General features: G+C 52.0%; 12 protein-coding genes. 10 read left to right on the forward strand and 2 right to left on the reverse strand.

The annotated features are described in order from the left end of the window. Positions 1-44 precede the first annotated feature (44 nt). A complete protein-coding gene (locus tag A7K91_RS11215; RefSeq protein WP_068682662.1) occupies positions 45-1,199 on the reverse strand; it encodes a winged helix-turn-helix domain-containing protein in 1,155 nt (384 codons plus the stop codon). 174 nt (positions 1,200-1,373) lie between these two features. On the opposite strand from A7K91_RS11215, the gene A7K91_RS11220 reads away from it, so the two are divergent. From A7K91_RS11220 to yajC, 9 genes are all read left to right on the forward strand, one after another. Further along, positions 1,374-2,060 (forward strand): DsbA family protein, encoded by a 687-nt coding sequence (locus A7K91_RS11220; protein WP_068682664.1) that lies wholly within the window; start codon positions 1,374-1,376, stop codon positions 2,058-2,060. Positions 2,061-2,130: 70 nt separating this feature from the next. Continuing rightward, entirely contained in the window at positions 2,131-2,970 is an 840-nt protein-coding gene (locus A7K91_RS11225) for a BofC C-terminal domain-containing protein (RefSeq protein WP_082967387.1), read from the forward strand. Positions 2,971-3,454: 484 nt separating this feature from the next. After that, the gene (gene ruvC, locus A7K91_RS11230) at positions 3,455-3,958 is read left to right on the forward strand and encodes a crossover junction endodeoxyribonuclease RuvC (protein WP_068682666.1); all 504 of its coding nucleotides are present in this window, start codon (positions 3,455-3,457) and stop codon (positions 3,956-3,958) included. After that, on the forward strand, positions 3,955-4,587 hold the full coding sequence (ruvA, locus tag A7K91_RS11235; protein WP_068682668.1) for a Holliday junction branch migration protein RuvA: 633 nt from the start codon (positions 3,955-3,957) through the stop codon (positions 4,585-4,587). Before ruvC ends, ruvA begins: the two co-directional genes overlap by 4 nt. A 24-nt stretch (positions 4,588-4,611) precedes the next feature. After that, positions 4,612-5,616 (forward strand): Holliday junction branch migration DNA helicase RuvB, encoded by a 1,005-nt coding sequence (gene ruvB, locus A7K91_RS11240; protein ID WP_068682669.1) that lies wholly within the window; start codon positions 4,612-4,614, stop codon positions 5,614-5,616. A gap of 33 nt (positions 5,617-5,649) precedes the next feature. Then, the gene (locus A7K91_RS11245) at positions 5,650-7,767 is read left to right on the forward strand and encodes a SpoIID/LytB domain-containing protein (protein ID WP_245697424.1); all 2,118 of its coding nucleotides are present in this window, start codon (positions 5,650-5,652) and stop codon (positions 7,765-7,767) included. A gap of 16 nt (positions 7,768-7,783) precedes the next feature. Further along, positions 7,784-8,830, forward strand: coding sequence for a tRNA preQ1(34) S-adenosylmethionine ribosyltransferase-isomerase QueA (queA, locus tag A7K91_RS11250; protein WP_068682673.1), 1,047 nt, complete (start codon positions 7,784-7,786; stop codon positions 8,828-8,830). A gap of 304 nt (positions 8,831-9,134) precedes the next feature. Beyond that, on the forward strand, positions 9,135-10,268 hold the full coding sequence (gene tgt / locus A7K91_RS11255; protein ID WP_068682675.1) for a tRNA guanosine(34) transglycosylase Tgt: 1,134 nt from the start codon (positions 9,135-9,137) through the stop codon (positions 10,266-10,268). Positions 10,269-10,282: 14 nt separating this feature from the next. After that, positions 10,283-10,603 carry a preprotein translocase subunit YajC gene (gene yajC / locus A7K91_RS11260; protein WP_068682677.1) on the forward strand — a complete coding sequence of 107 codons (321 nt, stop codon included), beginning with the start codon at positions 10,283-10,285 and terminating at the stop codon, positions 10,601-10,603. A gap of 142 nt (positions 10,604-10,745) precedes the next feature. On the opposite strand, the gene A7K91_RS11265 is transcribed toward yajC, so the two are convergent. Then, the gene (locus A7K91_RS11265) at positions 10,746-11,138 is read right to left on the reverse strand and encodes a TIGR04086 family membrane protein (RefSeq protein ID WP_068682679.1); all 393 of its coding nucleotides are present in this window, start codon (positions 11,136-11,138) and stop codon (positions 10,746-10,748) included. A gap of 321 nt (positions 11,139-11,459) precedes the next feature. On the opposite strand from A7K91_RS11265, the gene A7K91_RS11270 reads away from it, so the two are divergent. Continuing rightward, the gene (locus tag A7K91_RS11270) at positions 11,460-12,158 is read left to right on the forward strand and encodes a DUF421 domain-containing protein (RefSeq protein ID WP_082967394.1); all 699 of its coding nucleotides are present in this window, start codon (positions 11,460-11,462) and stop codon (positions 12,156-12,158) included. Positions 12,159-12,173 lie beyond the last annotated feature (15 nt).

Here is a 12,173-nt window from a genome sequence, read left to right on the forward strand (position 1 = left end):
ATCTAGCGATAAACACAATGTAACGTAGGTTTGTCAGAGGAATATCAGACGGAGCGCAGCGCAGAGTGGATAACGGATTCGAGACGGGGGGCAAGACGCGGCAATCCGCAGGCCGACAGCTCCTCTGAAAACAGCTCGCTATATTTGCTCAGCAGCCGCGGCGAAATAACGCTTTTCCTCGGGAAGGTAACAATAAGATTAAGGGCGCTTAGCTTAATCGGTACAAATCCCGAAGACTCCAGCACGTGCAAGCCTTCATCCAGAAGCGCTTCGCCTTCCGCCATTTTTCCCAAACAGAGATGCCGCAACCCATTAACGACCAGATAGGACCCTTTTTCCCGAAAAAAAGGCTTTTCTTCAAGGAGCTGTTCGATCTCGCTTGACAGCCGGTCCAGCGTTTGCCCGCCCGCCTCGACGACCAGTTGGGCCAGAAGCTCTGATGTATAAACATGCACCTTGAAGCTATCCAATTCGGGATCCTCCAGTGCTTTGCGGGTTTCCTCGAGGCGGGCAAAGGTTTTATCGGTTTGCCCTGCGTACGTATAAACATTCAACAGGTTCAGCAGCTTCAGTTCCCGGTGCTGCAGGGGATTCAGCAGCTTTTTATGCAGCACTGCTTCAAATATATCTACCTTGTCGGCTGCGGAGCCCGACAGGGCGTAAAGGAGCAGCAGCCAATACAGGCGGTCTGCAAGAGGCGCCGTGGATTCATCCAGCAAACGCTCCAGATCGCCTTGCAAAAAATAAACATAAAGATGATAAAAGCCGTTTAGCTCGTATCCCAGCACGTCCTGCTGCCTGGCCAGCGCAAGCATTGACTTTCCTTGGCCGTAGCGGTGGTAGCGGGCAAATACTCCTTGCAGCGTATCCTGCAGCTGCTTGTCGCTGGCGCTGGGAGGAGAAGAGGAGCCGGCGCCGGCCTCATCCACGCTGAGTCTGTAACCTATGCCGCGCACCGTTTCGAGCGTAAGCTCCCGCAAAGGGGTCAACTTTTTGCGAAGCCTGTATATATGGTCGTCTACGGTACGCTCCGTTGGATATTCCAGCGGCCATACCTTATCCAGCAATTGCTCCCTGCTGAAGGCCTGCCCCCGGTTCCGGTACAAAAATGACAAAAGCGCATATTCCTTCGCCAGCAGCGTAATGACGATCCCCTGCGCGGAAATTTCATATTGATTTGCATTCCACTCCAGAAACATGAATCAGGGCCTTCCTTCTTGTAGGTTTAATTAAAATTGTAATGGATTGATGGATGAAATCAAGTCCAAAGATGATTTGAAATAGTGATCCTTATCATATCCTTTTGTCCCGTTATGCTTGTAAGCTTATGGTATAAGCACCAAAAATGGTTGAAAAAGGAGAAACTGTAACCAATGAAAAAGTGGCTCCCGCTTGCAGCTGTTGTCGGAACCATTATCATCTGTTTTATTCTCATTGCGATTCTGGACAGGAAAAGCCCGTCCTCCGAGCTTGAGAAGCTGCCTGCTTTAATGGATGCCAAAGGCAGGGTAGAAGTCGAGGTTGGCGATTTTATGCTGGAGAAGCAGCCTTATATGGGAAGTCCCGACGCGCCTGTCAAAATGATTGAATTTATCGATTACAAATGTCCCTCGTGCGCAGAATGGGAAAAAACGATATTTCCCGACATTAAAGAAAAATATATCGATACGGGGATCGTTCAGTTTTATACCATCAACTTTCCGTTTCTGGGGCCGGACTCCATTCTTGCGGCGTCAGCGAGCGAAGCGGTCTACCGCCAATCTCCCGAAGCCTTCTGGCAGTTTAAGAAGCAATTGCTGCTCAATCAGGGGAAGGAAGCCCGGATTTGGGCGACGGAATCCTTTTTGCTCAAAATGGTCAAAAGCAACCTGACGGATCTGGACCAAAAGTTATTCAAAAAAGATATTCAGGAGCACACTTATCTGTTTGATGTCAAAGAAGATTTCAAAATTTCAGCCGCAAACGGCATTTATGGTACGCCGTCTTTTGTCGTAAACGGGGAAAAAGCAGGTTCCTCGCTGCAGGAGCTGGAGGCTGCGATCCAGCAGTACACGCAATGATTGCTTGCTCTGCATAATTTTTAATTCCGGGCGCAAACTATGTTAAAAAGCAATAGAGGGGGCTTTCCCCATGATGACCTTCCATCCATGGAGGCAATTGAAAAAAAGGTTGAGGCGAGGCCGAAGACCGTTATGGAGTCTCGGCGGATTGGCTGCCAGAATGTCTCCGGCGGCTCTATGGGTAATTGCTGCGGCGTCTGCCGCATGGCTGACGGCGCTGCCGCTTGCGGGCGGCGTCGTTTTTGCTGCGTCCGGGGAAGGCGCTGCCACAGTGACCGTCATCGGCAGTGCGCCAACTACATCATTAGATAACGCAGAAGCAGCAGCGCCGGGAAGCAGCGCTCTATTCGCGAAAGGGAACAACGCCGATATCGCAAAAGGAAACGACATAGTCGCAGAGTCGCCAGAATTCCAAACGCCTCATTCCATTAGCAGAAAGCTGCAGGAGCTGAAGCAAAACGGAGAGCGGGCCGAGGTTGTGATGCATATCCTGTATGTTTGCGGCGAGGAAACGGAATCGCTTGGTTCACTGAATCCCGATGAGATCGCCTCGCTGCTTTCTCTTCACCCGGGATGGACGGCCAGCATGGAGCCCGACGGCCTCTCCGTCAGGCTGGAGCGGCGCGTCAATGATCTTTCGCCCCATTGCAAAAGCCACGCATATTTCGGCATCGATCGGAGCGGGAATTTTTCGCTTTACGACGGAGAGCCGAAGGACGATAAGGTTATGCGAACCTTTTTTCAGTTGGATATCGGGTATCTGGAAAGCAGCTTGCCCGCCGGACAATTTGAACAGCTGTCCCGCGGCATTCGGGTTTGCGACATAGAGGAATACAACAGCGTCTTGTCAACGTTCAGCGATTACGCGATTGATGATGGAACTCGTGATGAGAGACCTCAGGCATATTAAGCCCTCTCTCAAATACCGGATTCACTAAGCCTACGCATCTTGCACCACTCATGATTTGTTTCGACCTATGCAGCTTCAAAACTATCGTGTCATTAAGCGCCAACAGCCGCCCGTGCCAGGCTGCTTCCGAATGATTGGCTGAATGCCAATAAGGGAAGCGGCTTAGGCGGGCGGTTTTTTGCCGTCCAATAATTAAGGACAAACGTTCGTTCTCATTTGGAGCAAGTTTTGCTATAATGGAGGATAGGCATAAAGTGAAGTTCAAAAAGTCCGCTTTTCAGTACCGAGAAGATGGGATGAAGCTAGAAATCGAGGAGCGGAGCTTAGTGTTAGCTAAGTGAGTACCGGAGATTTCGGCTGAATTCCATATTTGATGTCGATCATGCCGCCAGGTATGCTTCGTAATGGAAAGTGGACTTTTTGAACAACCTCTTAAAGCTGAAGGCTTTCGGACAAGCACGAAGTCAAGACAGGAGTTGGAATTGTGCGCGTTTTGGGAATTGACCCCGGCATTGCCATTGCGGGTTTTGGATTTATCGACAAGGAAGGACACAAATTGACGCCGGTTCAATACGGAGCCATTCAGACCGAGGCCAAGACGCCGCCGGAGCAGCGGCTTCAGCAAATATATGAATCCGCCTGTGCGCTCATGGACCGCTACAAGCCGGATTCCGTTGCGGTTGAAAAGCTGTTTTTTAATCGGAATGTAACCACCGCGTTTGCCGTGGGACAGGCTAGAGGCGTTATTATTTTGGCGGCGGCCCAAAGAGGGCTTCCCGTGGCGGAATATACGCCGCTGCAGGTCAAGCAGGCCGTTGTGGGATATGGTAAGGCGGAGAAGCGCCAGGTTCAGGAAATGGTCAAAATGTTTCTCAAGCTCTCTGCGATCCCGAAGCCGGATGATGTTGCGGATGCGCTTGCGGTAGCGATTTGTCATGCCCATTCTGTCGGATTAAGCAATAAAATCAATGAGGTGACCCGCATATGATCGATTTTCTTACCGGGCCGGTTGTACATATCGAAAGCGAATATCTGGTTTTGAACGTCCGCGATGTCGGATATCGGGTATTTATGCCCAGCCCTTATGTTTTTGCGGGCAAGGAAGGGCCGGTTACCGTCTATATTCACCATCATGTTAGGGAAGACGCCATCCTGCTTTTTGGGTTTGAATCCAGGGAGCAGCAGACGCTGTTCCGCAAGCTGCTGGATGTTTCGGGCATCGGACCCCGCGTGGCGCTTGGCGTATTGTCGGCGGGCAAGCCGGACGCCATCGCAGCGGCTATACAGACCGAAAACCTGACCTTTTTGACCAAGCTGCCCGGCATCGGCAAAAAAACGGCGCAGCGCATGGTGCTTGACCTGAAGGACAAACTGGGGCTTGCCGCAGATGCGTTTGGCTTGACGGCGGCATCGTTGTCCGATCCGGCCGGAGCAGCTGCCGCAGGCGGGCAAGGCGCGGGCACGGCATGGGAGGAAGCGCGCGAGGCGCTTGCTTCGCTTGGCTATACATCGGCAGAGCTGGATAAAGCATGGAGCGGTCTCAAGAATAGCGTGACGCCTGAGGAGACCGTGGACAGCCTGATGAAGCGTGCGCTCCAGGAGCTGTTTAAAGGGTAATGACGGAGGGGAGAGTGGCCTTGAATGGATGAGCGAATCATTTCCGCCAACCTGATGATGGATGAGCAGGCGGTGGAGCTGAGTCTCCGTCCGCGTTATCTGGCTGAATATATCGGTCAGGGCAAAGCGAAGGAAAATCTGAAAATATATATCGAAGCGGCCAAGCTGCGCAAGGAAGCGCTAGATCATGTGCTGCTGTACGGGCCGCCGGGTCTGGGCAAAACAACGCTGTCCAATATTATCGCCAACGAGCTTGGCGTCAGTCTGCGCACGACTTCGGGACCCGCTATTGAAAGGCCAGGCGATTTAGCGGCGCTGCTGACCAACTTGCAGCAAGGCGATGTTTTGTTTATTGACGAAATCCACCGTCTGCACCGCTCCGTGGAGGAGGTGCTGTATCCCGCGATGGAGGATTTTGCGCTGGATATTATGATCGGGAAGGGGCCAAGCGCCCGATCCGTCCGTCTGGATCTGCCGCCTTTCACGCTGATCGGAGCAACGACGAGAGCGGGTTTGCTGTCGGCACCGCTTCGGGACCGCTTCGGGGTTGTTAGCCGTCTTGAGTTTTACAATATAGACGAGCTTGCCTTTATCGTTAGCAGGGCGGCGGAAATTTTCAATGTGGAAATCGCGGGCGAAGCCTCCGTGGAAATCGCGATGCGTTCCCGGGGCACGCCGCGGATCGCCAACAGGCTGCTTAAACGGGTGCGAGATTTTGCACAGGTACGAGGGGATGGCATCATTACCCACTCCATAGCGCGCTCCGCCCTGGAGCTGCTTCAGGTCGACCCTATGGGGCTGGACCATATTGATGTGAAAATGCTGCAAGCCATGATGACAACCTTTGCGGGCCGTCCAGTCGGACTGGACACGATTGCGGCGTCCATCGGCGAGGAGAGCCAAACCATCGAGGATGTTTACGAGCCTTATTTGATGCAAATAGGCTTTCTTCAACGGACCCCAAGAGGACGGATTCCGACGGACAACGCTTACCGCCACCTGGGTTATCCCATACCTGGACGGGATTGATTACACAGTCCTGCACACGAAAGGAGTACAATCGTGACCCGAACTTATACTGTCAGAAGAATGCTGCTGGCAACAGCTATTTTGCTGCTTTTTACAACCGTGATGGCTGCCGCTCCGGCGAGGGCCGCCGTGCCGACGCTTGACAATATTCGCGTAGCCCTATTTCTTCAGCTCCCGGGAAAATACACCTCCACAACGCCGGAGGCAACCTTTTCGTCTCCCGGCGGCATGACGATTGGAATAACAGTCGGGGGCGGAGCTGCTGCTCCATGGATGACAGCGCCTGCATCGGCAAATGTCAGCCTGGCGCTGGATGATTTTAAGGTCAAGGTGCTGGAAACTGCTAATTTTGCGAACGCCTTGTCCCTTTACAAGTATTTGCAGACGGCAAGCCGCACGGCTTATCTGACCTCTCTGTCAAAGGGGGGCGCGATTCAGTATCAAGTGCTGGAGGGCGCTTATACAACGGTTGCGGAAGCTCAGGCGGGCCTTGCCCGCTGGAGCGCTGACGCCAAGCTTGCCCCGCTTACCGGAGGCTACAAGAGCGAGCTGCAAGGCCCCTTTCATCTTGAGACGCCAGCTTACGCCAATAAAGCCGCTGCGCAAGCTGCGGCTGCCGGCTTTGGCAACGCCGGGGTCGACGCCTGGGTAGCGGTGCGCGAAGGAAAAGGCGGAGCCTTGTATTCCGTTATGGTGGGAGCCGCGGCATCCGCGGATGCTTTGAAAACTATTCAGGCGGCTGCGCTTAAAGCGCCGGGCGGCGCGGGACTCAAAGCGGTTGAAGCCAATTCAGCCTATCTTTTGCTCCGCAGCGACCACTCCGCCAGCCAGACGGCAGCCGCTCCCCATGAGCTGTACCAGTTTCCGGCTGGCGATATGAAGCTGTGGATCGCGCCGGCGGGCCAGCAGCCCATCAAGCTAGCGGAGCGAAGCGGCCGCACCTATCGCGGCTCCTTTGAGCTAAGCGCTGTAAATGGCAAGCTAGCAGTCGTTAACGAGCTGCCGTTTGAGCACTATCTGTATTCCGTTGTCGCCATAGAAATGTATCCATCCTGGCCTGCCGAGGCATTGAAGGCTCAGGCGGTGGCGGCACGCTCTTTTGTGCTGAATAAAGGCTTGGGCTTCCAGATTGCGCATGTCGTAGACACCACATTAAGCCAGGCTTATTATGGAACGACGGCGGAACAGCCGTCCGCGACGGCAGCGGTTGACGCAACAAAGGGCGAGGTAGCTTTGTATGACGGCAAAGTAATTGAGGCTATTTATTCCTCCAGCGGCGGCGGCATGACGGCGGACGCATCGGAAGCTTGGGGCAATACAGTCCCATATTTGCAGCCCGCAGCCAGTCCCGACCAGATTTCTGAAGCAGCCCTCCTTAACTGGCATCGCGTTGTGCTGGACAGCGGCGAAACGGGTTATATTCGCGGCGATCTCGTTAAAGATACGGGAAGAAAAAACGAAGCGGGAGCCCGCATTCTTGAAACAACGACGGACGGCATCAATGTGCGGAGACATCCCATCATTCAGGATACTGTACCCGTTGTTGCCGGAATCGGCAAAGGACAAACGGTGATTGAAATTGATTCCGTTATTGAATCCAATCCTATGAACTGGGAGCGCGGTCCTTTTACCGGAGAAGAAATGGCGACGGCTATCAATGCCCGCGTCAGCGATAAGATTAATGGGCTGGTTACATCCATTGCCGTGAGCAAGCGCGGCCCTTCCGGCAGGGTCACGGAAATAACCGTTAACGGCAAAGCCGTTGCTGTTAGCTCGCCGGACGGATTACGCTCCGTGCTTGGAGTTGGCGGCTCGCTGCCAAGCACCAAGTTCGAGATTGAGGAAACCGGCAAAATGACGGTTTTGGGAGCGGGAGGCCAAACCGATACGCGCACCGGAAGCGCGCCGTTGTATGTTATGGGCAGCGACGGCAGGGCAACAGCCTTTAATGGCGAATATGTGTATGCCGGAGACGGCAAAGGAAATGTTCGCGCCGCAACATCGGCTCCCGGCTTTGCTTTTTCCGGACAAGGCTTCGGCCACGGCGTAGGCATGTCCCAATTCGGAGCTTACAGCCTGGCTCAGCAAGGGTATGACTATCAATATATTTTGCAATACTACTATAAAGGCATAACGATTGCTAAGGAATAAGGAATGGTAACCTGCGATGAATGTAGATTGGTTTGACTTTGAACTGCCGGAGGAATTGATCGCCCAAACGCCTCTCGCCGACCGTACCTCCTCCCGCCTGCTTTCTCTAAATCGGGCAAGCGGAAAAATCAGCCATGGCGGCTTTACGGATTTGGCGGAGCTGCTGCAAGAGGGCGATGTGCTCGTTCTTAACAATACAAGAGTTATTCCCGCTCGTTTGATGGGCGTCAAAAGCGATACGGGCGCAAAGGTGGAGCTATTGCTGCTTAAACGGCTCGAAGGCGATACCTGGGAAGCGCTGGCGAAACCCGCAAAACGGCTGAAAACGGGAACGGTTATTCATTTTGGCGATGATGGAAGCGGCAAACCGCTGATGAAAGCCGAAATTATAGCGGAAGGCGATATGGGAAGCCGGCATATTTTATTCAGGTATGAGGGCATTTTTCAGGAATTGCTTGATCGATTGGGCGAAATGCCGCTGCCACCTTATATTAAGGAAACACTGGCAGAGCGCGAGCGTTATCAAACGGTTTATTCCCGCCACGAGGGCTCGGCTGCCGCGCCGACGGCCGGACTTCATTTTACGGAAGCATTTCTGGACAATTTGCAAAAACGCGGCATTCAACTGGCCTATGTGACGCTTCATGTGGGATTGGGAACCTTTCGCCCCATGTCCGCCGAAACGGTGGAGGAGCATGAAATGCATGCGGAATATTACGAGCTGGATGAAGAAAATGCCGCTATTCTGGAGGTCGCAAGAAGGGAAGGACGGAGAATCGTTGCCGTAGGCACAACTTCCGCTCGCACGCTGGAAACCGTAGCTTCACGGTTCCCGGATACGCCGCTTGAAGCATGCAGCGGCTGGACCTCTATTTTTATTTATCCCGGGTACACCTTCAAGCTGGTTAACGCGCTAGTTACCAATTTTCATCTGCCGAAGTCAACGCTGGTGATGCTAGTTAGCGCCTTGGCCGGCCGCGATGCCGTCATGAAGGCCTATAGCGAAGCGATTCAAAGGCAATACCGCTTCTTCAGCTTTGGCGACGCCATGTTTATTTATTAATAGTTTTTTCCCGTATAACGGACATTGCTGACCGCCAGAGCTCTAAATGACAGCTTTGGCTTCAGCTAACGGTCATTCTTGTCCTTAAGACGCTTAAAAGCTGTGTTTTGAGGCTGATTTTTAGGTTATACGGTCATGCATGACCATTATAAATGGCTAATCCATCAAATTAGGTCTGTAAGGGTCATGGTTGTCCGTAAGCTTGCGGCTAGCGTTCCGCCTGTAAATCCCTTAGCATTTGCGACTTGCACCTGCACTTAGTCCGGGTCAAGTATAAACATTAACAAGACAGGAAGCGTGAACAGTGGCAGTTAAATATGAATTGATCAAGCAATGTAAACAATCGGGAGCGCGTGTGGGACGCGTGCATACGCCGCATGGCGTTATCGAAACTCCCGCTTTTATGCCGGTAGGCACCCAGGCAACCGTCAAAACGATGAGCCCGGAAGAATTAAAGGCGATGGACGCCCATATTATTTTGAGCAATACGTATCATCTCTTTTTGCGTCCTGGTCACGATATTGTCAAAAGAGCGGGCGGCCTTCATTCCTTTATGAACTGGGACCGGCCAATTCTGACAGATAGCGGCGGCTTTCAGGTATTCAGCCTTAGCGAAATGCGCAAAATTACAGAGGAAGGCGTTAATTTCCGCTCCCATCTGAACGGCGACAAGCTGTTTTTATCTCCCGAGGTGGCGATGGAAATTCAGAACGCGCTTGGCTCTGATATTATGATGGCGTTTGACGAATGTCCGCCTTATCCTGCCGAGTATCAATACGTCAAACAATCGACGGAGCGCACCAGCCGTTGGGCGGAGCGGTGCCTGAAATCGCATGCCAGACCGCATGATCAAGCCCTGTTTGCAATCGTGCAAGGCGGCATGCATAAAGACCTGCGCATTCAGAGCGCAAAGGATTTGACTTCCATGGATTTCCCGGGGTATGCTATTGGTGGACTGAGCGTAGGAGAGCCTAAACATCTTATGTACGAGGTGTTGGATTATACAGTGCCTGAGCTTCCAGCAACCAAGCCGCGTTATCTGATGGGCGTTGGTTCGCCGGATGCGCTGGTAGAAGGCGCAATCCGCGGCGTTGACATGTTTGACTGCGTATTGCCGACCCGGATTGCCCGGAATGGGACAACCATGACAAGCCAAGGCAGGCTGGTTATTCGCAACGCTAAATATGCCGAGGATTTTGGCCCACTGGACCCTAATTGCACATGCTACACGTGCAGCAATTATTCCAGAGCCTACATTCGCCATCTCCTGAAGGCGGACGAGACGTTTGGCATCAGACTGACTACGTATCATAATTTGCACTTTTTGCTTCAGCTTATGCGAGATGTGCGCCAAGCGATTATGGATGACCGGCTGCTTGACTTCCGGGATTCCTTTTTCGAGTCGTACGGACTGCATAATAATGATAAAGGATTTTGAAAGGGGTGAAAGATATGACAAATTTTATAGCTACACAAACTGCGGGAGAGCCGATGGGCATCTTTAATATGGTATGGCCGTTCCTTCTAATGTTCGCCGTATTCTATTTCTTCTTAATTCGTCCCCAGCAGAAAAAGCAAAAGCAGCGTACTTCCATGCTTAATCAAATCAAAAAAGGCGATAAAATTACGACGATCGGCGGTCTGCACGGTACTGTCGTGGAGCTGACAGACGATACTGTCGTCATCCGCGTAAACGACACAACCAAAATGACGTTTGAGCGCAGCGCAGTCAACACGATCGTAAGCTCCGCTCCAACTGCGGCGTCCGAGTAACACAGAAGCCATTTGCAAAATACATACGGAAGCCTTCCCCTGCAACGGCCATGCGCATTCACACGCATACAAGCCGTATAGCCGGGGAAGGCTTCTGTTTTTTGTTAATTGGACATTGAAGCTTATGCAGCTGTGTCACCCTTCACTTGCGCATATTAACGCCAACCATTCCTCCCAGGGAGCCGGTCAGCAGCGCTGTGCCCAGCATAATGAGGCTATCCCACGAAAATCCGCCGTTGGCGGCAAGAAAGCTGACGATGATGACAACGATGCCATACAGCAGCCCCAGCATGCCTCCGTTATACCAGCCTTTTTTCTCCGATCGTTTGCCCGCGGCCAGTCCGCCGGCAAGCGAGCAGACGCCATGTACAATAAGCGCATACGAGCCTAGCTCGCTTTCCTTCATGGACGTAAAATGCAGCAGCAGCGAAAGCGCCAAAGCTCCGACAGCAAGCCAGATCAAGGCAAATGCAATTCCCGCAAGCAGCGGATAGCCGATGACAGGGGATTTTGGATTTGATTTGACGGAACTCATGCTCATCCTCCTATTCTTGGAACACCATTTTTGAATGATCTCATCCATTGTGTTTCAAAAAGACCGGTTTTCAGTTCTGCCTCTTAGTAGTACAACTTATGGCATTGCTGGTCCAAATAGTACACGTCCTGCCAGAAATTCGCGTTAGTTCATCTGCATGAGCCAAGTGGTGGGGGGTGAGAATAGCCTTACATGGCTGAGTCTGCACAGCAGAGTAACGGAATCAGCCTGTGATGATGGAGGAGGCGCTGTATTTTGGAAACATGGAATCTGCTGATTCGGACGATCGCCATCTATTTTATTGTATTTCTGATCCTGCGGATGATGGGCAAACGAGAAATTGGCAAGCTGTCCGTGCTTGACCTTGTCATTTCAGTTATGGTTGCCGAAATCGCAGTTTTAGTCATTGAAGATACGGATCGTTCCATGTGGGATGGCATCGTTCCTATGCTTGTTTTGCTTGCCATTCAGGTTGGCACAGCCTTGTTGTCCTTGAACAACCGGAAAATAAGACTGCTGTTTGACGGAACGCCCAGCGTAATTGTGGATAAAGGGAAAATTAATCGCGATGTTATGCGTAAGCAACGATACAATCTCGACGATTTGCTGTTGCAGTTGAGGGAGAATAAAATCACATCCATTGCTGACGTCGAATTTGCCATTCTGGAAACAAGCGGCAAGCTTTCCGTCATTCCGAAGGTGCAGGATGAGGATTCCGATTCCGGCGAGAGCGGCGAAAACAATAGCTTGGGCTTGTCAGGCAATAATGAAAGGGTCAAGGAAGAGTCTGCAAGCAGCAAGCTGATTCCGCCGGGCTTTCGTTATGAGATTTTGCCTATTCCCCTTATTATGGACGGCAAGGTGCAGGATGAAAATTTGAGCAAAATAGAAAAAACGCGCTTTTGGCTAAAAAATGCAATTCAGGAGCAAGGCGCCCATGACTTCAAGGAGGTTTTCCTGTGTACAATTGATCACAGAGGAAAGCTTTTTGTCGATATCCATCGCAAAAAAAGGGGCTAAGACATCTGAGCCAGC

This window comes from Paenibacillus oryzae (assembly GCF_001675045.1).
GTDB classification, from domain to species: domain Bacteria; phylum Bacillota; class Bacilli; order Paenibacillales; family Paenibacillaceae; genus Pristimantibacillus; species Pristimantibacillus oryzae.